Origin of the sequence: Paenibacillus xylaniclasticus (assembly GCF_004001065.1) — a bacterium.
Lineage (GTDB): Bacteria > Bacillota > Bacilli > Paenibacillales > Paenibacillaceae > Paenibacillus_T > Paenibacillus_T xylaniclasticus.
Genome location: NZ_BIML01000001.1, coordinates 260,083 through 283,539 on the forward strand (window position 1 = coordinate 260,083; position 23,457 = coordinate 283,539).

Genomic DNA, 23,457 nt, shown 5'->3' on the forward strand with positions numbered 1-23,457 from the left:
CCTCCGATAATACATGAATACATTACATGCAATTAACTATACAACATTATTTGATAAAGGCAAAGAATCAAGTCGATCCTTTGCCTAGTTATGTTACGCTGCTAATAGATGTGGCAAAATTAGAGTATCAGCGTCAATCATAAATGGTACTGTACTCCCATTTAACTTGATTGTTATCTTTTCGCTTTCCTTATTTTTTAGCGCCTCTAGGATGAATTCTAGGTTGCAAGCAAGACGCATATCGTCTCCAACTTGCTTAGCGTCTAGAGTGCTTTCTAATTGATTTGATGTAGTGTCGTTTGATGCGGACAGTTTAAGCGATCCGCTGCTAATATTCATTTTGACTGTATTTGTCTTGTCCGTTACTTCCTTCATTACGGTTAGTTCTTCGATAAGATCTTTTTTATTGACCGTAATTTCAGTATTGAACGTTCGCGGAATGATTTTACTCACGTCTGGATACGTTCCTTCACAAAGTCGAACAATCATAGTCACATTATCAAATTGGATATTCACAAAACGATTATATTCGTCAACGATGAATGAGTATTCGCCTTTATATTGCTTCTCGGTGAAAGTCTGGATAAGGTCAATAGCGTTCGATGGAATAACCATATCATGCGTATAATCATTTGATTCGAGCGTCCGTAAAGCCATTCTATGACGGTCTGTAGCGACTACATTAGTATTACGGAATAGTACGCCTTTAAGGATTGGAGTTGACTCCATTGTACTGCATGCATATGTCATAGGCAGGATCTCGGACATTTGAGGGCGCGACAATGTGAATGCGTGTTGATTGAAATTGAAATTTTGTTTTTCTGGATACATTTCAGTTGATAATGCTTGATATTTTACATTACGCTTACCAGATTCAATATTATTTTCACTGATCGTGATATATGTATCATTTAGTTTTTGTACAAGTTTAATTGTATCTCTAGGAATGATATATGATCCTGTTTCAATTACTTCAGCGTTCTTTAGTATGACATGAATAGTTGTGTCGATGTCTGTAGCGGTCAGTTCAACTTTTTTTGAATCGGCTATGATAAGGATATTAGACAGGATCGGTACGCTGCTTTTAACTGGAGCAAGTTTCAATAAGTTTTTGAATGCCGTTTGAATCTCTTTCGTGTTAACTGTAATTTTCATTTTAATTCCTCCAATATGTATTTTTATTTTATAGAGGAGACTCGTCATATCTCCTCTAACTTGTTACCATTCCATATCTGCCGCATCTTCCAGTGCTGTTATCAATCCGTCAAAATCTTCAGATGATCCATACAGGGATGCAATTTCTAAAACTGTTTGAAGTGGTACACCATAGTCATCAGCTAATGATTCTAGATATTCACGTCGATTAGTATAACCGTTTTCTTGATATACGTTTGACATTTGTTTATCTCCTTTCTTTAGGTCTTGAATACATCTTATCATGCAATTAATTACATGTCAATCTTTTAATAGGTTTTTTAATATTTTGTTTTACTGAATCTTTTCTAGACTCGATCACCCTATAAATTCATAGTTTTAACAGGTGAAAAGAGGAGCATTAAGCCCCTCCTGAAATCTTTTGATTGCCCCATGATGAGGTAACTAAGCGAACAGATCCGTTTTCATCATACTCCTTCGTAATGATTGAATTGAATATATCTAAGCTGATTCCGAACTCATCGAATATGTCTGCATCCTCTTTGTATTCACATTGTTTCACGAACTCATTAATGCGCTGCTTAGCCATGAGCAATGCAAGTATGTTTTGTTCCAGCGTATTCAGGTAAGTAACAAAGTGGATCGTTGTTTTATTCTTGCTATTCAGCCTCGTAAACCGTCCAATATACTGCATCATATTAGAGATGTTGTATTGCAGTCCTTCACATATAACAACATCGCACGATGGGATATTGACACTCTCAGAGAGTGACATTTGGGTTGATACAAGTATCCCGTTCTTAGTTGCTTCAAACTCCTCTATGATGGTCTGACGCTTCTTAAATGACGTTTCACCAAGTATAAGGAATATTGGTCTATCTGGATAATCCCTCTTTAACTTACCGTAATAGTATGTGGCTGCATCTATAAACGTTGTACCGACTGCCACCTTATCGTTTGATGACCTCTTAACGATTCGGCTTACTCGATTGTATTTATTCGGCTCTTGATGTGCTTTATACTCCTTCAGCATATGAGGAATGGAAACACATTTCTGCATAAGTTGGATCTGCTGAATAATTCGAAGCATTGCATCTTTGCGGTAGTTCCCTGTCGATCCGTAGTAACTCCTCAACATTGAATGAAACTCTTCCATGATAAGTCTATATACATTAACTTCGCTTTCATTTTGCGTTATTCTGTGTGTTTTAAACTCGACCATATTTTTATTTAGTACTTCGAACATGTTGCGAACAATAATCGTCTTTTCAATAAGTTTGATCAACTTATCCGAGTGCATAATATCCTGATTTGCTTTCTCAACTCCAAATACCGTTGCTTTTTTAGGTGAGAAGCAAGCAGAGAATACACTTTGTTTATTTGCTGGAAATGGTTGATTGTAATACTTATTTCGCTTCTGCTTCCATTCTCCTGTTTTCTTATCCTCAGATAGTACCGTTTCACATTCGCACATGAGGTTAACGCTGCTTCCGTATAGGATCATGAATTGAGGATATAACTCGTTAGCGTTGTTTTTTGTTGGTGTGCCTGATGCTAGGAGCTTATAAGGAACGCGCTGGAATACGCTTAGAACGGCTTTAGTGGTCTGGGTGGATGGATAGATGCAACGGTGTGACTCATCGAGTATTAAAGAAATTTTACGCGCCTGACGCTTGATATACTGTTTTAAGTGACGTTGATACTTGACTAGCATGTTAAACGACACCAAAATGATATCAGACGGTCTGATTTTGTACACATCGGACAACGACTCTATTTTTACATATGATATACCGTAAGATGCTAGTCGATCAGTCCAAGTCATTTTAATCGATATGCTAGATGATACGATAAACGTATTACGAATAGGTTTGTGTTCATTCATATACTTCATCCACGTTATACCTGCTTCTGTTTTGCCCAACCCAACATTCCACGCTAGTAGCGCTTTATCTTTCTGAAGGACTTTCTGCATGTCTTCTTTCTGGAAATCCCTTAGTTTTACTATTTCATTTTTAACACTATTATATAAGTTGAAGTTATCTAGCCATAATTGAATAGTTTTTGAAGGCCGGATACTCTTTAGCGGCATAGACTGCTGTTGATACTTATTAATTTTTCGATTAATCAACTTCTTATATCGTTGATTTTCAAACTGATATAGGTCATTCGCAACCATATTTACAAAAGTATCTTCTTTAACGCCTGTATACCTAGAAAGGTATACTTTATTCTTTTGAGAATAACCTTTTAACTTTAGCGAATACTTGCCCATAACCAAACGAATTTCGTCACGGTCAATATTATGCTGGTTTTTGATAATCCGTTTCAAATAAGATAATACTTTAGGCTTCGTAATACGTACCTTTTCCCATTCCTCATACTTCATCCCTTCTGGCCTTACTTGATTGTAATATTTATCTACATACTCTATACATTTTGCATATGATTTATTAATTTTTGGATTACGTTTAATGTCGAATAGAAGTTTGGTTATTTTATGCTGAAATTCAATATCCTCGTTGTTATGCTGCATTTGTTCAAAGAATAATTTATGCTTGACCTTTTCTTTTTGTTGAATAACTGGTGCTATGTATTTGTTATAGATATTATCGCTGTTCACCTGCGTAAGTTCTGTTATATGTGATAATTGTGTTGAAAAAGACTGCTCCGTTGTTATATGTTCAGTTTTTTTGGAAAAGAACATTAGTTTGGTTCGGAATGAATCAACACCTACAGACTTAAACGAGTTAGAAGGTAATTCAATTTGATATATAAAGTTATACATTTGATCCATTCGCTTAATCATTCCGCTATCAGTGAAATCGTCAGCAAGGAATGAGACAGGAACAATTAACGCGAGTATGCCTGAAGGCTTCAGAAGTTCATGAGCTTTGATGCAGTAATACAATTGCGATAGATATTCGTCTTTGTTGATTTGCCAGCGTAAAGAAAATGGGGGATTACCTAGTACAATATCGAATGAAACATTGGGATTGTAGTTTCGAATATCATCTGCTGTTATATGTGCTTCTGGGTATAAAAACCTTGCAACCTTATAAGCTCTGATATCTAACTCGTTGCCATATATGTTAGATTGATTAGGTAACCAGTTAAAAAAGTTGCCCATTCCGCATGTCAAATCAGCGATCAAATCATGATTAGAAGGCTTTAAGCAGTCAACAAGGAATTTTGATAATGTGTGAGGTGTGAAAAATTGACCTTGCTCTATATCTTTTTTAGCCTCGGTATATTCATGGAAACTGTTATAGTCGGCAAACGATAAACCATGCAAAGATCCATTGCCTGTATAACTGTTATATATATCGGCTGCTGTTATATTGAACTTATCCGTCAAGTTGTTATCGATAAGATGCAGGATCTTGTTGTTAATTTCTTCGCGTTTATTTTGTGGAACTGTTATAGAGGAAATAGGATACATGTATTCACCTTATTTCTAGGAGTCAGCCACACTATTGACTGACTCCTATTATATAGTTCTGTTATGCTACATTGGAGGTACCGCAATACTCACGCGCAAACTTGTTTGCTAGTTGATTAGATATGAATTCAATTTCTAATTTTCCATTCTTTAATATTTTGATTGACTTAACCTTACTTAGTGTCGATGGTTCATATCGTTCAAAGTTGTTAACGTTTCTTTCATTGTTATAGCCCACATACTTATTGATTAATTCCTGATTACCCTTGATAGATCCATTCTCAAAATGTTGCAAAGCCTCAAATACTGCTTGACACTTGTCGCCGCTAATTCTATATTCTTTCCATATGGAATCATGATGAGCAAACCATCCATCAATAACCAGTTTACTATTCCTGATTATTATTTTGTCGCTGCTTCTAACTAGTTTCTTCGTCTTTTCTTTAATCTCATTTTCGGCTTTTTCGGTGAAATTAAATCCGCCTAGCTGTATAGTAATTTCATCAATAATATTCTCATATGTCACATTTGATTTGTACTTCTTTTGGATCTTTTCGTAATCAATTGTTATATTATACTTACTCGAAAAATAGTGAACAATTTCAAAAATAAAACGCTTATTGATATTATCAATGTTACGTTGTAAATCATAGACCGAAAATCCTGCATTGTAAGCTGTTGATTGATCGTGAAAATATGCGCCGTTACTTCTACCATACTTTTTACCGTGTTCCGCTGCTACTGTTTGGATTGCCTGTAATTGTTCATTGAGGCTGGTATAGGCTTGAATCATTTGTTGGTATATGTATTCTTGTTCTTTACAAAATTCTAAATCATCGGTTGAAATTTTAGAATCGGCTGTCACTTCGACGCTATCGAATTTAGATAGTAAATCGTCAAATGTGGTATTTGTCGTATTAATATTCGCCGCCTCCTCATTGTTATTACTGTTAGTAAAATTATGATAAATTACATTATCATTTTCTTGTTGTTCGTGCAAATAGTCGCTGTTATCGGATGCATTTGATGCGCTGAGACTTTCCGTAGCGTCATTTGCGACCGTTTCCGTTTGTTTCTGCTGTTCTGTTACTGGCTGGCTGTTATCGCCATTCTGACCGTTTAATAATGCTTCGACTTCTGCTGTAATAGATTGACCTGCTTTAGACTTGCCGATTAATTCGGATGCTTGAGCCTTGGAGATAATGAGATTAGTTGTATTCAGTTTCGTTGCAACGTGTAAAGCCCACAATTGACGTTTAGTCGCTTGATTGGATGGAGTGCTGCTATTATCGGCCTGTGCTGTTATTGGCTCTTCCTGTGCCTGTTCTGGCTGTGCGAAGTCTTCAGACGTTTCAAGTTGGATGGAGTCGGAAACCTTTTGTTTACGTGCTGTTTTAGTCACGACCGTTTTCTCAACGTACTCTGTTACCTCTTGAGATTCGATGATGGCGATATGACCATTCAACAGCATTTCATTGAGGCGGTTAACCGTAAGACTCCATTGCTTATCCCTACTCGTCGATGGTTTTCCACGCTTACCAACTTTTCCAAATACATTGTATCCGTCAATCGATTTAGATTTATATATAAATGCGTATTTAGTACCTTTGCTGTTGCCGCCAGTGTAACCTACTTTCATCACGAACATTAACCCTTCTTTGATGTTGTCAATTGTAACGCTCTTAATGTCTGTTTCAACCATTTTAGTAACCGTTACAGGAACTTTAACCGTTTTAGTTTCATATGCATCAGCAGAGCTCACAACGGCTTCAATACGGTTGATAAGGTTGTTAATCTTTTTGTCGCGTTTAATGCGGTTATCTTGGATATGGTCGTTACTTTCATAGCAAGCGAATACGCCTGTACCTTTGCCAAGGATTTGACCGTCTTTTTCTACGTGCCAAGAGCAATTATCAGGATTTCCATGTGAGAATGTTGGATATGTCTCGATAACTGTATATTTAGGTGCGATATTTTGCTTTTCAATCTCTTTTTGAATGAGTGCTGCACAATTGGCTTTTTCACTTGGAGTCGATGCGGAATCATTCATATGCGCCTCAAGCTTTTTGATGCGGTCAGTTGCTCTATATGCTTGATTGTTATAGTTATATTCTTTTACCTCATAGCCACTATAACGGTTACCGTATTGGTCGATTACGAGAACAAAACCGTTTTTAGATGCGATTCCGTCCCAGTGTGCTGGATGAAAATAATCGGTCATGGAATCGGATTGATCAGGAGAATAACCAAACACTTTCCATCCGCGATTAACGAGTTCATGCATGATATTTACCTTAGCTTCGCGTTTATCTCCATAGTACATAGTAATCGCTCCCTTATGCGCTGTTATGCGCTATGTATTGATTTCCAACACCCAAGGCTGATCCCTTGGGACGCTCACGGCCTAATGGACTAGTTTAGACTCGCCGTGACGAGTTTATTTAAATATTCGCTCGCTACATACGATCTTGTGCTATATCAAATTACATACAATTGCTTTCTATTTTCTATGTCCCATATGAATAATGCTTTTTTCTCTCTAGTGCAACGCTCTTCATTTAGCACTTTTACCGTCATCGGTTTTTCGCCTTCAATTTTCCAATCCACTACAGGATATTTGCCGTCGAAGCCGATTATCTCGCCTATATTATCAACGCCCATCGTAACCTTATCCAACCTAATCATCAATTGAGTTTCAATTTCAGAAGTATATTTATAGTCTAGATCCGTATCGAATTTAACTTCAGCTTCACCAATTGCCACGCAGAATGCTTGCTCTGGTAGTACTGTATTGTAAGATTGGAACATGATGGCCACTGCTCTGTCGATAATCTTATCTTTCAACATAATTATCATCCTTCTCGAATTTAGGGGTATGAAAGTGTTATTTCAAGATGTAATACCTTCTGGAAGTTTAACTTTCATATCTTTGTAGAATTCAATTGTAAACCTCCAAGCTTGCTCCGTAAGCGTGTCAATATTCATTGTTGGGTACTTACCTTGATAAGCTTTCATAGACGACTGCATAATGCTTTTAAATGCTTCTCGTTCTCCTTTTTCTTTAATTAACGCTTTGAGTACTTTCTTTTGTTCTGTCACTATGTATCAACTCCTATTTTCTTTTTACTATATATATATATATATTCGCCATTCGCAAAGAAAATCCTTCTTTTTTTACGAATATTAGATAATTTATTTTTAACTCTCACGAATCAGATACTCACACATCATATCAGCCGTGATTGATCCGTTTGCTATGCCTTCGCGGAATTCTAGTAAATCGGAGTTATAGAGCATGGCGACATCGGAGAAACATGATACAAGGTTATCGAAGGTTGGTTCATAGTCGGTGTAGTCTGCTGCATCGAGTGCTTGACGTATTTTGGCCGTGTTAAGGTTAGGCATGTGTTATAGGTTCCTTTCTAGATTGCTAATTTCAATTGTTCATTGTTAAACAAATTCGCAATCGTTTCTCTAATGATTCTGTCATCATCTCTAATGATGTCACCAGTCCATGCACCATAAGTATTTTCTTTACGGTCTAAAATGATATCAAAACGTTTCAACGGAATTAATAAATCCTTTTCTGGTACAACTTCAAATGCTCTGCATGAATAAATTTTTATATTACCTGTATAAAATCTTCTCGCACGTTCAACATCGTATTTCATTTCAATATGATACTGTTTGCCGTTTATAGCGACTTCAAATTGTTGATAAAAGGATTTGTTGTTTTCATTTATGTAATCACTCCTTATTTTATTTTATATCAGCATCGACTGCCTATTGGCTGTTATTGTAATAGTAATATTGTCCTGTTAAATATATTTTTGCTTAATCGTATCCGATATACCCCAGATTTGCCGTAAATACGACCATTCCAACGTCCTACAGGATAGCATTCAGGCTTTTTCGGTTGTTCGCCAAGTGTTTCGACTTCTTGTTTCATTTCAGCCGCCTTACTCTCTGTATTCTTAACGTATACTTGATAAGTGATTAGATCGGCTTGTGATACATTGTTTTTTATTGTAACACCTGTTATTGACTTTGCATCGTTTAATTTAGACTTTAACTCTTCGAGACTTGTGAGCATATACCATGATTTTTGTGGACGTTTTGTACTTAATGCGCCGAAAATTCCGTTTGATGGGACATCGTCCCATTTGTAGCCAAGTGATTTAATTTGATCCTTAACATCTATTGTATTACCAGACCATGACAATAAGATAGGATGTTTAGTGTTATACGGTAGGAGTGACACGGTTAGGACTGGTGGAGATGCAAGCTCCTTTTCGCGCTGCTCTTTGCCGTAGCATGCAGGACATTGATTGTAATTTGCTTCAGCCCATTCAACCCATAAATCAGCTTCTTTACGGTTGTTTTTTGTTGTTTCTTTACAAAATTCATTTTCACATGTTGCACAAGTACAGTAGGCTACAGCTTTAGCCATTGTAATATGCCTCCTTTAGGCAGATTATAACTTAACTTGCAATCAACTTGCAATCCTTATATATTGGCCTGCAACTCTTACGGTTAAATGAGTTTTTATAGTCGTCGTAACGACTGTTAATCATTATCTATGCATTACTATAATGGCTCATGTAATATAGTTTTATATTTATATTACACTTTTTTTATTTTCATAAATACGTCCTTTATTTATTTTACACTTCAATATCCCATTCATCTTGTACCAGATCCGTTTTTGATTGAGACATGTTTTTGATTACTAATATTGCACAAGTTACAATAACATTTGATATAATTGCGATTAACATAGTCTCTCCTCCATTATTATATTTAAGTTAGTTTGTATATCGACATCGGCTACCATGGACTGTATGCAATGCTGTGATCTCCTGTTGTTAATTCTATAATAGCACTTCGCATATGCAAAAGCAAGCATTTTTTTTAGGCTATTCGGATTATTGAGTTGAAACGAAACTGCCAAAATCCATTATTTCCAGAATAAGTTATCGAAGAAATGGAGGTTTTTTAAATGACAAATCAATTGGATCACAAATATCTGCGAGTAACTATGCCTGACGGATCCAAATGGGAAATACCAATGTCTGTGATAGCCACAAACAAGGGTGAAAATCACGAATATGAAGGCGTTGATAATATCGAAGAGTGCATCCATTTGGCGATGCATGAGTCGGATGAATCCCTTATTGATTGGGCTGAAAACGACATGAATTGGAGCGAGGTGGCAGACCACGCTCAGATGGTCGAGCAAGGAACGGTGGATTATGAAGATGGTTGGACGAACGGCGACAAGGAAGTAATCGTCTACGATTGATTAATATCATCTGGAAATTGATTCGTCGATTTCAACCATAAAATCCGAATACCCTTTTTTAAAAATTAATCTTTTGATATATAAAACAAATGGACGCTCATTTACGAGCATCCCTTTGGTCTTTTTAGTCTTAGCAGCTGTTAGATAGTAATGTCTTTGACACTCCTTAATCATCTCTCTTGTTTTTTTGGAGCCGATTGTCGTATCTCTTTTTACTATCGATTATGATTACGTCTATACCTCCTCTATCTCCATATGTACGCTTGCACAGTTTTTCAGCCGCTTTGTGTGCCTCTTGATACGTCGTGTATAATCTAGTTTTTCTTGTTTCCAACGATTTGAGCTGATCAATTACTAAACCTTGATACATATCAATGTCATCCTCTCACCCTCATCCGCTATCTGCGGCTTATTGGTATTAAAATATTTTTGCAATCACTACAGCATCTTTAATTAGGATTTCCTCTTCGTCTGGTTCGTCATGGCGCCCTTGTTGATTACCAGCAACGATATAGCAATGATAAGTGTCAAAATATCGGGAGCACTCTCGATCTAAATCTGCGCTACTTGCTCGACCAAATCCGGGATAGTGATGATCTGTAAGTGTTTCGAGACCCCATGCGCTAGTACCGTTTAGTTCTGGTAAATCGTCATATTCCTCGGATCCGAATACCGGAAACTCTCTCTCATCTTCGCGGTCTGGGTTATGTTTCGACCATTCGCACTCTTCGCCGATCTCACGAGTTTTGTCCTCGAATCGGATACCGATATAGCGGTACTCATCTTCGTGCTTGTCCCTAATTTGCTTAACAAGATCGTACATTTCATGGATGTTCATACCATAACTCCTCCTAACTACTCGGTTAATTTGATTGCATTGTTGCGATTTACCCATTATGCTGCCATAACTAACAATTCCTTTGCGATCTCTTCTTGATATAAGATAGTTACCGCAACGTTTACTCATAATGAGGGTACGACGTACTACTATTCCGCAGTTGACCACAGTAGAGATGATGCAACAACGGAAATTTTAGTAATCATTTGTCATCTCTTCTATTCGATTGTCGTTACACTAATTATAACATTTTTGAGGAGATTTGTGAAGTATGTTTAGGCATCTTTTATATTTTAGATTTAATATATGTGATATAGGTTTCTTATCAATAATAGTCGCGACCAATAAGAATTGTTTATTGAACTGTTAACCCGACGGCTTCATGTTACAAGGCCGATAGTTTCACTAGATGAAACAAAAATAAATCACAATTCGTTGAGAATGTCAAGACTTTTCCCCAATTTCTAAATTTTTTTGTTCGTACACTGTTCTTATTGACATTTCACCAAATATATGTTTATGCTATCATTCCCAACGAATGACTATTCGACGGGATAGCTCAAAAGCCTTGTGTATCAAGGGACGGGGGTATGTTTACATTATTTCGCTTACTAAAAGTAAGTGTATGCCGACCAACGGTTCAACTCACACACTCGACTTATTTATCGAACCGATAGAAAATTTCTATCACAACTCGTTAAACCACTAATATACAGCTTTTTCCATAAATGTATATTCAACCACCTTCTCGCTATCGTACTTTCAATCGTAAAAACCTTTATCTTATCAATATTTTAATCTTCCGTCCCAACTGGTAATTCCCCCATTTCGCATCCCACCTACTCATATTTCCCTTTATTTATCTACATTTTATCGATATAACCTCAATTTTTTACCTACACCTTACAATATACAATCCTTAAAAACCCTTATAATTTCTACATTTTTACCTATTATTATTTAACTCAATTTATCGACTCACCGATTGTAGTAAAATTACCTCTCGATTGCAGATCTGAACATCAAAAAAGAAGCAGCCATCAAACTGCTCCCAATTCCTTCTTCTGTCTTAAATATTCTTCCTCATATCGCTCAAACCGTCCATCGTATCTCGCACTCAATTTCAATTTATCTATCACATCTTTGCACTTTGTCACTTTATCCATGCAGATTGCATAGTCTTCACACACCCTAAACAATTCATAGTCATACTGGTTAACTTCTGCCCATTCGCCATCTACTTTCTTTCCCCAAGATGACGCTAGGAACTGATCCCTAATCTCCCACCAATAATCTTCAGCTACAACTGTATTGATTATATGATCTTTTGGATATTGTTTATCTTTCACTTTTTGTTTCTTACTCTGTACGGTTTCAAATGGAATTGTCCTATATATATTCTTGTCTTGTTCTACACCGCCACGCCTCTCACCTGATAACTTATACAACATTCCCTTTTGAATCATATCATTTGCATATGATCGAAAAGTCTTTTTGGAGACACCTAGCAAATAACCGAACTCACTTTCACTAATCCAGCGTCCAGATATTCTATTACCTTGCACATTAACATTGTTAAATCTCGAAACGGCAATATGTATAAATAGATAATTAATATTAATAGCATTATCAAACTCATCATATGTCAATTTATAAAATCCCTTATACTCAGGAACATCAACAAAAGTAATATTGAGGGGGAGTGTGTTTCCCTTTTTAGACATAAGTAGAATCTCATCTATATCGGCAGCTATAATACCGCGTTTAATTAAAGATAAAATACACTGTTTAATGATAAGCCTATTCTTGCTCTCAACAGAAGGATAGTATTTCAATTTTGTGTTGTGATGTATCATATCTACATTTATTTCAATCTTATTGTCATAATTCTTATACCTATGAAGGAAACAATACAAATACATTTCATTTGGAGATAACTCTAGTTTCTGATTTATGTATATATCAGTAAATACATCGTAAACGAATATTACATTTTCATTTTTACTGTTCAAACATACACCACCTCATTTTTCTCATCCTCAATCCAATCTCACCAATTTTATCCCCTTCCCTATGTATGTACTGTATATATGTTATTACTGTATATATGTATGTACTGTATATACAGGGCAATTCATTATAGTTTAACAGTAACGTTTTACCCTACCTAGGGTAATTTGTTTATGTTAAACATTAATATTTTTCCCTAGGTAGGGTAATTTATTATAGTTTAACAGTAACATTTTACCCTAGGGTAATTTATTAGTTTTTCTTTATGTTGTTTCATTAGCATCGTTCTTTATTTTGTCCTTATGATATTTATTTAGTGTTGAGTTAATTGTATTGGCTGCGAATATCTTGTGTACTTCCCATTTAGTCTTAGCATGCGGCACAAATTTTCTCTGAGCTTCTGTTGCTCGCTGAAGTTTCCATTCCGAATTCCTAATTGTATATGTATTTCTTGAAGCAAATTTTTCTACGTATGCAATCATATCCTTCATTGAATCTAATGAATGTTTCTCTTGCACAGAGCGATTTTCTTTATCCGTTAATACATAGTACATGACAAAAGTATTGTCCTTGTTTTCTATAACATAATGAGCATTAGATCCCATCGACAATGCATATGTGAGGTTATTCACTCTAAACCAATCCAGATTAGCTTCTTCTACTCTTGATTTCATGTCTTTATTGAATAATTTAATTCTTTGTGCCACCAACTCCATCTCTTGTTTCTTGCGAATTTCTTCTTCAAGCCGTTTTTGTTCAAGTTGCTTTCTTCTAATTTTCTCTGCTTTCTTCTCATCTTCATTCCGTTTCTTTGCTTGTCTATAAGTTTCACCGCTTTTCATTTTAGTTTCGAATAGGTCTGATATAGACATCAGGTCGTGCTTCTTGGTGATATCTTGAATGTCAATAATTAAGCAATCCTTTTTATTCTCAGCCAATCTTAGCCCTCGCCCAATTATCTGCTCATACAGAATACGGCTTTTTGTCGGCCTGCAAATTACGATTGTATCTGTTTCTGGAACATCGAATCCAGTCGTTAACGCCATGACGTTTATCAATACTTTTGTTTTTTTACTTTTAAATCTATGTATAATTGTTTTACGCTCTTCTTTAGATGTATTGCCATCCACATATTCAGCAGCAATTCCTTCGGCAATGAATTCCTTGAGAAGCTCTTTACCGTGATCGCAGCCAGCAGCAAATACTAATGTTAAAGTTCGTTCTTGTGCAAATTTCTTGTATGACTCAATGATCAATTGATTGCGCTCCGCATTGTTTACCGCCTCCTCTAACTCTCCTTGAGAAAAATCACCGTTTGTCGTCTTAACATGGCTGATATTAGTTTTGGACTGAACTAAGATTGCGTAAGGCTCAACTAGATACTCTGACTCTATCATATCCACGATAGATCGTCGGAATACAGGTTGACCAAAAACTGCAATACATTCTCTTGTATACGGCGTTGCAGTAAATCCAATTGTCTTTATATTTTTATTTATATTTTTTAATATTTTATCTATTTGTTTGGGCGCTTGATGAGCTTCGTCCACTATCAGATATTCAAAATCCCCATGTTTTAACATACGTTTAAGTCTATCGCTTTTTGGATGTGTTAATGATTGACGTGTAGCAACTACAATTTTAGCATCAATATTATCAATCTTGCCTTGAACTGATCCAATATCCAATTCACTATCAATCATTTGTAACTTTTCTTCTGCCTGTTCGCGTAATTCAGTACTTGGAACAGCAATTAACACTCTACCTTTAGTTTCTGCTGCCAACTTTGAAAAGATGACTGTCTTGCCTCCACCTGTAGCACAAACTACTAATGACTTTTGACACTCTTTCATTCTCTTAATTTCTCTTAAACATTCTTCCTGGTAATCTCTTAGTTTCAATTAATCAACTCCTCGTCTTTCCCATCTAATATCGACACCCACTTCTTATAGATATGTATTGGTATCTCTTGTTTCTCATTTTCTAATTTTGATATATAACTTTGTGACACTTCTAATATTTTGGCCAAATCCTGTCCTTTTATTTTCTTTTTGATCCTCATAATCATCAATTCTCTTCCCTTAAGCACTACTTGATCAACCTTTCTTGTAATATTTATGATAAACAAAATATAAAAAGATGCAGTCATCAAACCTGCATCCTCAATATAGCAAATTTCATTTTTTAAAGTCAATACATTTTAAATTTAGTTTTTCACTTAATTACAATCCAATTATCTCTTGAATATGCCGAACTAACTGATTATACGCCGAGATGTTCAATTCCTTCAACATCTTTAACGCTTCTTCTTTACTTACCAACTCTAGCACAGATTCATCAAGTTTCTTCATCATACGAATACCTGCAAGGTTAGCATAATTAGGTGTATTGTCTGTATAATGATCCTTCAAGACTTGAAGAGACTTATGTCTTGTCTGTTTCTGTGCTCTATCGAGTGATCCAGACTCATTAAGCTCAAACACAGGAGCAGTTTTCCTAAGTGAGTGTGTCGTAATATGTTCGCTATCAGGTATGCCCATTTTCTGTGCCAGTCGCTTCACACAGTCCAACACGCTGTCTGCGGTAAGCCCTTCAAATATTCTTTCATCCTTATCTACAACAAATTGCATTAATATATCATACAATTCTTTTTCGAATGGAGCTTCAACTAATTCTCCATCTTTATCAATGGTGCGAACAATATATAGACCTGGTTTCCTGCTAAATCTAATGTCTGCTTTTGTTATTGACAATAATGCATTTACACGAATACTTGTCACAGCAGCCAACAGAATAAATGCTCGTTTTTTTTCCGGATAATATTTTTCCCCTAAGGCTAATTCGGCCATTTGTTTCATTTGTTCGACATCTAGTATTCCATATTTGTTGTGTTTTACTTTTAACGGAGTTACTTTAAAAGCCATTGAATTAATATCATACCCGTAACCTTGTAGACGTTCATAAATCGCCTTAATTGCGTACATCTTCTTATTGACCGTACTTGGCTTACATCTTCCTTTAAGATAATTCTGATATTTCTCTGCGTGTTTTAAATTTAGTTTCTCATTGTTTACAGTTTCAATATCTGCTTTCGTGAGTTGATTTAGTGCCTTTCCGTGAAAGTACATAAAAAACTCTTCGATACTTTTTAAATATTCGACTTTTGTTCGTTTTGATTCGTACGTATCGAGAATAGTCATAATATCGGATTCAACATTGTTTATCCCAATATCCCGTACTTTAGCGAGGTTAGTGTTCATTATAATCATCTCCTATTCCCATCGATTGATAATTATATCATATATTCGATGGGAATAAATTGTCAATACCATATTTTATATTTAAACCTTTTTCTCACCAGAAGTCGGATATCCTTACATCGTACCCTCTGTTCCTCAAGAAGCTAATTACTACAACAATCGTGCTCTCATATGGTTCATAATCCTCATCGTTAAACAGCCTTGAAGCCGTATTCCGATGCACTGGTAACTCGCTTTGTTTAATCCCTTTAGAATCACACCACCGACCAAACTTAGTTCTTTCTTTATAGTCGTAAGCACTCATATCTTGTCCCTCCTATCTTTATACGATAAGGATGGACAAAACTCTGAAAAATTATACACGCCATATAAAAAACTGTGTGCATAATGACCAAGCATGTCGAGATATGCTATATCATGCAAGACCAAACAGTATCTTTTACACACATCCATTATCTTCAAAGGAGGTGCAAGTGAATGAATGATTATTTCCGAGACGTAGTTAGATGCCTTACAATTGATGATTTGCGCGTCATGGGATATCTTTTAGACAATGATTCAACTACGTCATTCAAAGCGATCAAGAGCAATGATGTACAGAAAGCAATCCAAATGTCAGAAGGAACTTATCGTCGAATTGTTTATCGTCTTGTCGCAAACCGTTTTGTTGACATTGTGACTATTCAAAAGAGGAACGCTATCTATATCACGAATTACGGCGTGTCAGCACTATCGGAATCTATTGAAGGAGTTGGGGCTTAATGTTGAGCGTAGTTGGATTAGGTCAGGCAGGTTCGAATATTGCTGCGGAAGCTCATAGCATGGGGATATCAAGCGGAGCCATTAACTTTTCACAAAAGGATCTCGATGCAGTTGAAGTAAAACATAAATTAAGACTACTTGGTTCTGAGGGGGTTGGTAAAAATCGAGATTCAGCCATTAAACTGTTTCAAGATCAATGGGAAGTAGCAGTAAATTTTATTAAAGATTATTTCGCCAATTCCAAAGTGGTCGTGTTCGCCTTTAGTTCTAGCGGTGGGTCTGGCTCAGGAGTTTCTCCCATCCTTCTCGACATTGTAAGACAACTAATGCCCGAAATCACATTTGCTGCCTTCGCCATATTGCCTGAAAGCAGCGAAGCAACTACAAGTCAGATCAATTGCTTGAAAACATTTGAAGAGTTGAATAATATCGATTGTGCAATCTTCCCTATCGATAACCAGCAAATTCGAAAATTTAATCCTTCAGTTGGCAAGAACAAATTGTACGAATTATCAAATCGGGAATCTATTAGATTGTTGAATCAAATCGTAAGTTACACATCTCTTCACTCTAAAAATGGGAATTTTGATGTCAAGGATCTAATTACCGTCCTCAATACAAGAGGAATAGCAACTATTTCAGAAGCGAACATCTCATCACTATCACAAGGAGTCGATTTAACTCCAGAAGGGGTCGCTTCTAAAGTCATTTCCTCATGGGTTACATCTCCGTTTACACCTATTCAGAACGAGAAGGTCACAAAGGCCGCGATAATTTTTGACGGTCAAGAGAGTCTACTAGAAGCGGTTAGACATGAACTGATGTTCAGCGGATTTAAGAATGGTATCCACGATCTATTTGAGGGATACTATCATGAGCATTCTGGAAAGATTGTATCCTTATTAACTGGTCTTTCATGGTGTTCCGAGCGATTGAATGATATTGAATTATCAATCAAGAACAATCAAGATAATTTAGTATCTACATTGACCACAAATGAGCAGTATCGATTTGAGGCAGATTGGATTTCTCAGGTAAAAGCCGTCACTAGCAAACCGACAAAGAAACAATCGATTAGTGATATTCTCAACAAATACAATCGCTAAAGGAGAGATGCCGAATATGAATAGCGAAATGATAAATGTACTGATCGAACTGAAAAATCAAGGAGTAGAAATTCATTTGACTGAAGAAGGTTGGAAGGAATTAATTAGACTCATGGAAGAGAGGAATCAGACTTCCAAAGTAAACGAGGTAATATAGGAGGAGGATTGTTTTGAGAAAACGCAATATCTTTATTGCAGCGGCGATAGTCACTGTATATATCTTCTGTCCAGCATTCCGTTATTACGCCATTGGAAGTTATATTGGTTACAAAATTCTATTCGATAAACCAATAAAGACCGTACAAAAGAAGCCTAAACATGAGTTAATTGGTTAGATTCCCGTCTTTCCTACCTTTCCAATTCCCTAATTTTCAGTCAATATTCATTGTTATCAATAATGCAAACAAGGGAAAGACGAAAGCATCACTTACCTTAAGTTAAAATTTTATATTCTTTAAACAACTCAACAACTTCCCTCAACTTACTTTCACTCAAGCCGGATTGTCTCATTATCTCTTTCTCAAAGAATTCGTAACTGATTTCCCAGTTGGGTTTTACGTATTTCCAATTATCCCAAATTGTCATTTGTAAATCACCTCTTCATCGTTTCTAATAATATTGCGCGAAAGGTCGTGTTTTAATCATGGTAACTACGATGGGCATGATTGTACTTGGAATTAAAGCAATTATTGCTGGACTCTCATCAGTTAGTCTCGCCTCGGGAGTAAATTGGTTTAATAAAAAGGTTTACACTTCAAAAGGTAAGGGTGGATTGCGCCATGAGAGTGATTTTGACAGCGAAAGATTCAACCGTTTCGACGTTAAATAAAACGCTCTATATTGAACGTCTAGATAGTGATTTTTTCAACCAACTAAACAAGGAGGTGATTGCCCTTCCGAAGACAGCAAGAAAGTTATTAAAGATTCTTACAGTAACAAATTCAATGTTAATATTACCATTAGTCACAAGCGGAACAGCTCTAGCATCGCCAGAAAATCCAGTCCCACAGGAACTAAAAGATTCATTACTCATTATAATGTCGGTCATTGCCACACTAGGAGTTGCAACAGCAATTATTACCCTAATGATAGCAGGTGGATGGAAGATGTTATTCGGGAAAAATCGAGCCGATCAATGGACTACGGACATCTTGCGCGGCCTTACTCAAGTTATAGCAGCTCCTGTGTTAGTGGCAATAGTAGTAGGCGTATTTACTCTCCTATTCTCGAATGTGCCAGCGTTCCAGCCAATGATAAACCCGATAACAATATTCTTTCGTCGATAAATCCAGCAATGTTTGCCTTTGCCCCATTAAGCGGATTGGCAAAAGAGATATTTCAACCAGACGGAGTCATAACAAAATTAGCAAAAGATGAGTCTTTTAAAGATAAAGTTATTGATAAAATAACTCCGTCTTTCCCTTCTCTTAGTGAGTGGCTTGGCGTCAAAGAAAAAGTCAAAGAAATTGCCGAGCAGATGCACCAACAAGCGTTGCTCACTCCTGATCCATTAGATGACAAAATTGACTTCCTTGAATATATGCGACATTACGTTGACAGCGGTGTAGTCTCAAGATTTATGCCTAATTGGTTTAAGGACTTTATGATTTTTACTATGGCAATGTTTAATCAGATCACGCACAATTCGGTTCAGTTTGTATTTACACATATTTATAAATTCGTCACAGAAGTTGTATTGTACACCCCTGAATGGATCTTTGGTAACGACTGGTTCCCTGCCGCCGTTTCGAACTATTCGATACTCAGCGTTGGCTGCATAATGGTGTTCGCTATGATTGAAGGAATAAAACGAATGCTAAATATGAGTCACACGAAATTTTCAGACACATTGAAGAAGTTACCGCTTGCTTTAGGAGTTTCGGCATCTACCCCGTTCCTTTTTTCTACTGGCCTAAAAACACTAAACAAATTCACAAAACTTATTATAGAACTGTCATCGGACACTATGATTACGCACAACGCCTCTATTTTTGCAATATCGCTTGCATTTGAACCAATCAATGTTCTTATGATGCTCGCTTTTCTCATAATTACAGTCGTGTTATGTGTACCTATGGTCTTGCTTCATGCACGAAGATGGTTCAATTTGATGATGCTTGGACTTCTTACGCCATTGGCAATGGGAGCTAGTTTATTTGATGCCACACACGGTTATTATCAGATGTGGCTGAGGAGTATAAAGAATTCGGCAATTGCCCAACTCGGCTATGCTGTCTTTGTTTCGATATTGGGGTTACTTATGTTTGGCACTCCTAACCCTACTACAGTGACAGGAGTATTCTCAAAATCCTTACTTCTATTAGGTGGGATTCACTGTATGGCATTTCCACCAAATTTCATAAGAAGATTCGATGATAATGGTTCAGGGTTTTACAAAATGAGCAAACAGTTAAAAGAGTACAGTGAAAAACAAATTGATTCAGTTAAAGGATTTCGGGAAATCGGAGAGAATGCTCTGGTCAAAGGAGCTTATATTGCTGGGAAAGGGTATCGTTTCTTGTTTAAGAAATGAGGTGTCTGAATGATTCTAAATCAATTACTTCCCAAAGGAAAAAAGATCCCTGAAATGAGTTATTATGAACTAAAGGGACTGTCATTTAACTATGTAAAATCATATCTGAACAACTTGATTGTTGCTGATCGAATTCTAGGTATTGAAGTCGTAGCAACTGAGAACTCGATGAATTCCTATTTCTTTATTGAATCACATAAGACAGATTTAAATCTGAATCCAACAAAGATTAATGATGATCCTGCTGGATGGGCATACGATTATTATTCAATCAATAGTGTAAAATCATCTATTTTCCCATTTCGAACTATCGAAAGTCCTTTATGGATGAATCTGAATGACTTATCAGACAAAGAACAAATCGTCATTCAGTTGCTGTTCATGAAAATTCCCCAAGAACGTGTCCTTGATATGCTTTGGTCACAATACGAGGATTATGTTAATGGTATTGAGTATCCCACGACAAATTTTCTTATTCGTTCTATTCAGCAAAGCATCCTTGAAATTATGTATAAAATCGAAGGAGGGTATCGTAAACACGAAAGAATTCCTGAGACTGAACAAAAATTATCAGAAGGAATATTCTCTTTTGAAGCGAGATTATTAATAGCAGCCGAAAACGAAAATCGAAATAAAGTCTTACTTGATAAGATTAAGGATGTATTTCAACAGCATAATTTCATCAACTCTTGGTCGTTCGTTAAAGAAAATGATAAATCATTCATCAAACACATGAGGTTACGACGATTTTCATTACTAAGAAAAAAACAATATCTTTCTTCATCAGAAATCGCGGGATTCTTTTTAACAGAGAATCTAGCGGATACGAAAAGTTCCATATTAACTACAGTAGAACATGCGCCTGTTATAATTTCTAAATCCGCTGAGGAAAATTCATCACCATTCACCATCTTTCCTTGTGGAGAGAAACAAAATCGGGAAAATGATTATAAAATTGCAGGTCTGATTAACAAGGCACTACGTAAACTGAATTTAATTTCCGATGAAGATGTAATAGTCCAAAAAATTCAACATGGAGCAACGGTAAAACGTATTACTTTTACCCTTCCTGTAGGATTAAAATTAACTACACTTCAACGAGCAGTAAACGATATACAGACTGAATTAGCACTGACATCCATAGGTATAACTCAAGGTTCCAATGCTGGCACTGCTGTATTATCCATACCGCAGATAGAACGTGAATTTGTTCTTGTAAGAGATTGTGTTGAGGATGAAGCATTTAAGAGATTTGCTAAGAGTGCCACTCTTCCCCTCCTGATCGGTCAAAGTGAGACAGGTGAGGTAGTATTTACAGATTTGGTTAACATTAAGCATTTACTCATCGCAGGGTCAACCGGTTCCGGTAAAAGTGTGTGTCTAAATAGTATGTTGACCGTTCTTCTGACCTTGGTTAGCCCTAATGATCTTAAGGTATTTATGATTGATCCTAAGATGGTGGAACTTGCTTCCTATGCAAAATATCCACATGTTCAACAAGTGTTCACTGACATGAATGACATTGACGGGGTACTTTGTTTCTTGTGCGAGAAAATGGATGAACGGTATGCAAAATTTAAAGAAAAATCATATAAAAATATTCAACAGTATAATCGGAATGAGGCAAATAAAATGCCTTACATCGTCTTAGTCATTGACGAAATGGCGGATCTAATAATGCAATGTGAAGACACTGAAAACCATATTGTTCGACTAGCACAGAAATCTCGTGCTGCTGGTATACACATTATTACAGCCACACAACGACCACAAAAGGAAGTGATAACAGGTCTGATAAAAGCGAATATCTATTCAAGGATTTGCTTTGCCTGTGATAGTGGTTTTAGTTATCGAATTGCTTTGGATGAAACTCCCCCATTTGAGTTGCTTGGCAAGGGTGATGGAGTATATCGTTTCGAAGGTGTACAGGGATTGCATCGATTTCAAGGGGCGCTCATTGCTAAGACCGAAGAAGAACAAGATTATATTATCGATAAGATGTCTTACTATTGGAAGGTTAAACCAAATAAAGAATTGATCGATATTGAATCTTCCAGAAAGAAAAAAGATGAACGAGAATTAAATGAATTTAAAAAATTGGTATTAGAATCAGGTGAAACAAGAATAACTGAATTACAGAAGATAATGAGTGTTCGAAACGAGAAAGTGAAGAAGTTAATGACTCAACTAATCAATATTGGCTGGATAAAACAACACAAATCGAGAGCAAAAGGGTATGAATTACTGTTGAACGACGTAGAGCGTAAACGTGAATTAGAAAGATTGAGGTGATTTGTATGATTATTAAAATCTGCGGAGTTCCTATTGAAGAAGTAGTTGAAAAAGGAATCGATATTAAGGCGAATATTGTTGATGCTTGGGAATTGGTTCACGTACCAGTAAACGTAGGGTTAGGTGCAGCAAATGTAGATATTAATCCAACGAACTTCCCCTTCCATCTCATTCATATGATGAAACCCCACTTTAATACATTAGTTGATTTTCTGTTTTAAGAGTCCAATAGGACTCTTTTTATATTTTATATTGACTTTTAAGGGTGAAAGTTGATATGCTAAATATGTAAGTTGGTGGTAAATGGTAGACAGCCACCTCCCTCCAACTTACCGAATTTTAAAGAGAGGGTGGTTAAAAATAAAATTATGAAAATAGGTGAGATTAAATGGGGAAATATAAAAGAATGAATGCTCAGGATGTGTATTACGATGGGCTTATTGATAACCAATATGAAATGTTCTGTGAGGAAACCCAAACACTATGTAGAAATAGAAAATCTATAAATGATATCGGTTGGGGAATATTAAAAAGTGATACTAGATATATAGAAGAAGATGATTGGGATGATGTCATTTCATTCAAAACAAAAACAGAAAAAAAGAAACATAGATAAGATCATTGATGAAATCTATTCTTCTCCCGAGGAGAAAGAATACTGGCGTAATCTTGATTCATTGTATAAAGGTTAGTTTTAAATGTTGAATATGACAGTTAAATTAAAATAGTTTGCAAGGAGGAATAGTTATCGCTTTAA

22 protein-coding genes are annotated in these 23,457 nt (G+C 36.1%); 9 read left to right on the plus strand and 13 right to left on the minus strand.

The genetic code is table 11. The features are described 5' to 3' along the window. Positions 1 to 93: 93 nt before the first annotated feature. From dnaN to PXY01_RS01455, 8 genes are all read right to left on the minus strand, one after another. Positions 94 to 1,155, minus strand: a complete 1,062-nt coding sequence (dnaN, locus tag PXY01_RS01420) for a DNA polymerase III subunit beta (protein WP_164744269.1) — start codon at positions 1,153 to 1,155, stop codon at positions 94 to 96. A gap of 63 nt (positions 1,156 to 1,218) precedes the next feature. Further along, the gene (locus PXY01_RS01425) at positions 1,219 to 1,398 is read right to left on the minus strand and encodes an RNA polymerase (RefSeq protein WP_127566509.1); all 180 of its coding nucleotides are present in this window, start codon (positions 1,396 to 1,398) and stop codon (positions 1,219 to 1,221) included. A gap of 157 nt (positions 1,399 to 1,555) precedes the next feature. Next, positions 1,556 to 4,597: a helicase-related protein gene (locus PXY01_RS01430; RefSeq protein WP_127566511.1), complete on the minus strand. Its 3,042-nt coding sequence runs from the start codon at positions 4,595 to 4,597 to the stop codon at positions 1,556 to 1,558. 61 nt (positions 4,598 to 4,658) lie between these two features. Next, positions 4,659 to 6,920 (minus strand): hypothetical protein, encoded by a 2,262-nt coding sequence (locus PXY01_RS01435; RefSeq protein WP_127566513.1) that lies wholly within the window; start codon positions 6,918 to 6,920, stop codon positions 4,659 to 4,661. Between the two features lie 155 nt (positions 6,921 to 7,075). Beyond that, positions 7,076 to 7,444 (minus strand): hypothetical protein, encoded by a 369-nt coding sequence (locus PXY01_RS01440; protein WP_127566515.1) that lies wholly within the window; start codon positions 7,442 to 7,444, stop codon positions 7,076 to 7,078. 42 nt (positions 7,445 to 7,486) lie between these two features. Beyond that, complete coding sequence (locus PXY01_RS01445; RefSeq protein ID WP_127566517.1) at positions 7,487 to 7,696, minus strand: hypothetical protein; 210 nt, start codon at positions 7,694 to 7,696, stop codon at positions 7,487 to 7,489. A gap of 323 nt (positions 7,697 to 8,019) precedes the next feature. Next, on the minus strand, positions 8,020 to 8,268 hold the full coding sequence (locus PXY01_RS01450; RefSeq protein ID WP_127566519.1) for a hypothetical protein: 249 nt from the start codon (positions 8,266 to 8,268) through the stop codon (positions 8,020 to 8,022). A 122-nt stretch (positions 8,269 to 8,390) separates the two neighbouring features. Next, on the minus strand, positions 8,391 to 9,047 hold the full coding sequence (locus PXY01_RS01455; protein ID WP_127566521.1) for a hypothetical protein: 657 nt from the start codon (positions 9,045 to 9,047) through the stop codon (positions 8,391 to 8,393). A gap of 549 nt (positions 9,048 to 9,596) precedes the next feature. Between PXY01_RS01455 and PXY01_RS01460 the strand changes: the two genes are divergently transcribed. Next, entirely contained in the window at positions 9,597 to 9,899 is a 303-nt protein-coding gene (locus PXY01_RS01460) for a hypothetical protein (RefSeq protein WP_127566523.1), read from the plus strand. A 418-nt stretch (positions 9,900 to 10,317) separates the two neighbouring features. Here the strand turns inward: PXY01_RS01460 and PXY01_RS01465 are convergent, their stop codons facing one another. The 5 genes from PXY01_RS01465 to PXY01_RS01485 form a co-directional block, all read right to left on the minus strand. Further along, positions 10,318 to 10,737: a hypothetical protein gene (locus PXY01_RS01465; RefSeq protein ID WP_127566525.1), complete on the minus strand. Its 420-nt coding sequence runs from the start codon at positions 10,735 to 10,737 to the stop codon at positions 10,318 to 10,320. A 1,040-nt stretch (positions 10,738 to 11,777) separates the two neighbouring features. After that, the gene (locus tag PXY01_RS01470) at positions 11,778 to 12,749 is read right to left on the minus strand and encodes a hypothetical protein (protein WP_127566527.1); all 972 of its coding nucleotides are present in this window, start codon (positions 12,747 to 12,749) and stop codon (positions 11,778 to 11,780) included. A gap of 261 nt (positions 12,750 to 13,010) precedes the next feature. Beyond that, positions 13,011 to 14,648 carry a DEAD/DEAH box helicase gene (locus tag PXY01_RS01475; RefSeq protein ID WP_127566529.1) on the minus strand — a complete coding sequence of 546 codons (1,638 nt, stop codon included), beginning with the start codon at positions 14,646 to 14,648 and terminating at the stop codon, positions 13,011 to 13,013. Then, complete coding sequence (locus PXY01_RS01480) at positions 14,645 to 14,896, minus strand: helix-turn-helix domain-containing protein (RefSeq protein WP_127566531.1); 252 nt, start codon at positions 14,894 to 14,896, stop codon at positions 14,645 to 14,647. The genes PXY01_RS01475 and PXY01_RS01480 overlap by 4 nt, the downstream gene beginning before the upstream one ends. A gap of 73 nt (positions 14,897 to 14,969) precedes the next feature. Further along, positions 14,970 to 16,007 (minus strand): tyrosine-type recombinase/integrase, encoded by a 1,038-nt coding sequence (locus PXY01_RS01485; protein ID WP_164744270.1) that lies wholly within the window; start codon positions 16,005 to 16,007, stop codon positions 14,970 to 14,972. Between the two features lie 477 nt (positions 16,008 to 16,484). On the opposite strand from PXY01_RS01485, the gene PXY01_RS01495 reads away from it, so the two are divergent. The 8 genes from PXY01_RS01495 to PXY01_RS01525 all read left to right on the plus strand — a co-directional run bounded on the left by PXY01_RS01495 (position 16,485) and on the right by PXY01_RS01525 (position 23,316). After that, a complete protein-coding gene (locus tag PXY01_RS01495; RefSeq protein WP_127566537.1) occupies positions 16,485 to 16,769 on the plus strand; it encodes a hypothetical protein in 285 nt (94 codons plus the stop codon). Further along, a complete protein-coding gene (locus PXY01_RS01500) occupies positions 16,769 to 17,875 on the plus strand; it encodes an FtsZ/tubulin family protein (RefSeq protein WP_127566538.1) in 1,107 nt (368 codons plus the stop codon). Before PXY01_RS01495 ends, PXY01_RS01500 begins: the two co-directional genes overlap by 1 nt. Before the next feature lie 16 nt (positions 17,876 to 17,891). Next, entirely contained in the window at positions 17,892 to 18,032 is a 141-nt protein-coding gene (locus PXY01_RS22215; RefSeq protein ID WP_164744271.1) for a hypothetical protein, read from the plus strand. Between the two features lie 486 nt (positions 18,033 to 18,518). Then, positions 18,519 to 18,704, plus strand: a complete 186-nt coding sequence (locus PXY01_RS01505) for a hypothetical protein (protein ID WP_127566540.1) — start codon at positions 18,519 to 18,521, stop codon at positions 18,702 to 18,704. A 270-nt stretch (positions 18,705 to 18,974) separates the two neighbouring features. Further along, on the plus strand, positions 18,975 to 20,408 hold the full coding sequence (locus tag PXY01_RS01510; RefSeq protein WP_127566542.1) for a TrbL/VirB6 family protein: 1,434 nt from the start codon (positions 18,975 to 18,977) through the stop codon (positions 20,406 to 20,408). 9 nt (positions 20,409 to 20,417) lie between these two features. Further along, positions 20,418 to 22,700: an FtsK/SpoIIIE domain-containing protein gene (locus PXY01_RS01515; RefSeq protein ID WP_127566544.1), complete on the plus strand. Its 2,283-nt coding sequence runs from the start codon at positions 20,418 to 20,420 to the stop codon at positions 22,698 to 22,700. Between the two features lie 5 nt (positions 22,701 to 22,705). Then, positions 22,706 to 22,921 carry a hypothetical protein gene (locus PXY01_RS01520; RefSeq protein WP_127566546.1) on the plus strand — a complete coding sequence of 72 codons (216 nt, stop codon included), beginning with the start codon at positions 22,706 to 22,708 and terminating at the stop codon, positions 22,919 to 22,921. Positions 22,922 to 23,088: 167 nt separating this feature from the next. After that, the gene (locus PXY01_RS01525; RefSeq protein WP_127566548.1) at positions 23,089 to 23,316 is read left to right on the plus strand and encodes a hypothetical protein; all 228 of its coding nucleotides are present in this window, start codon (positions 23,089 to 23,091) and stop codon (positions 23,314 to 23,316) included. Positions 23,317 to 23,457 lie beyond the last annotated feature (141 nt).

Coding starts and splice junctions, on each gene's coding strand:
- dnaN (WP_164744269.1), bottom strand. CDS start 1,155: ATGAAAATTACAGTTAACACGAAAGAGATTCAAACGGCATTCAAAAAC.
- PXY01_RS01425 (WP_127566509.1), bottom strand. CDS start 1,398: ATGTCAAACGTATATCAAGAAAACGGTTATACTAATCGACGTGAATAT.
- PXY01_RS01430 (WP_127566511.1), bottom strand. CDS start 4,597: ATGTATCCTATTTCCTCTATAACAGTTCCACAAAATAAACGCGAAGAA.
- PXY01_RS01435 (WP_127566513.1), bottom strand. CDS start 6,920: ATGTACTATGGAGATAAACGCGAAGCTAAGGTAAATATCATGCATGAA.
- PXY01_RS01440 (WP_127566515.1), bottom strand. CDS start 7,444: ATGTTGAAAGATAAGATTATCGACAGAGCAGTGGCCATCATGTTCCAA.
- PXY01_RS01450 (WP_127566519.1), bottom strand. CDS start 8,268: ATGAAATACGATGTTGAACGTGCGAGAAGATTTTATACAGGTAATATA.
- PXY01_RS01455 (WP_127566521.1), bottom strand. CDS start 9,047: ATGGCTAAAGCTGTAGCCTACTGTACTTGTGCAACATGTGAAAATGAA.
- PXY01_RS01460 (WP_127566523.1), top strand. CDS start 9,597: ATGACAAATCAATTGGATCACAAATATCTGCGAGTAACTATGCCTGAC.
- PXY01_RS01465 (WP_127566525.1), bottom strand. CDS start 10,737: ATGAACATCCATGAAATGTACGATCTTGTTAAGCAAATTAGGGACAAG.
- PXY01_RS01480 (WP_127566531.1), bottom strand. CDS start 14,896: ATGACTGCATCTTTTTATATTTTGTTTATCATAAATATTACAAGAAAG.
- PXY01_RS01485 (WP_164744270.1), bottom strand. CDS start 16,007: ATGAACACTAACCTCGCTAAAGTACGGGATATTGGGATAAACAATGTT.
- PXY01_RS01495 (WP_127566537.1), top strand. CDS start 16,485: ATGAATGATTATTTCCGAGACGTAGTTAGATGCCTTACAATTGATGAT.
- PXY01_RS01500 (WP_127566538.1), top strand. CDS start 16,769: ATGTTGAGCGTAGTTGGATTAGGTCAGGCAGGTTCGAATATTGCTGCG.
- PXY01_RS22215 (WP_164744271.1), top strand. CDS start 17,892: ATGAATAGCGAAATGATAAATGTACTGATCGAACTGAAAAATCAAGGA.
- PXY01_RS01505 (WP_127566540.1), top strand. CDS start 18,519: ATGGTAACTACGATGGGCATGATTGTACTTGGAATTAAAGCAATTATT.
- PXY01_RS01510 (WP_127566542.1), top strand. CDS start 18,975: ATGGAAGATGTTATTCGGGAAAAATCGAGCCGATCAATGGACTACGGA.
- PXY01_RS01515 (WP_127566544.1), top strand. CDS start 20,418: ATGATTCTAAATCAATTACTTCCCAAAGGAAAAAAGATCCCTGAAATG.
- PXY01_RS01520 (WP_127566546.1), top strand. CDS start 22,706: ATGATTATTAAAATCTGCGGAGTTCCTATTGAAGAAGTAGTTGAAAAA.
- PXY01_RS01525 (WP_127566548.1), top strand. CDS start 23,089: ATGGGGAAATATAAAAGAATGAATGCTCAGGATGTGTATTACGATGGG.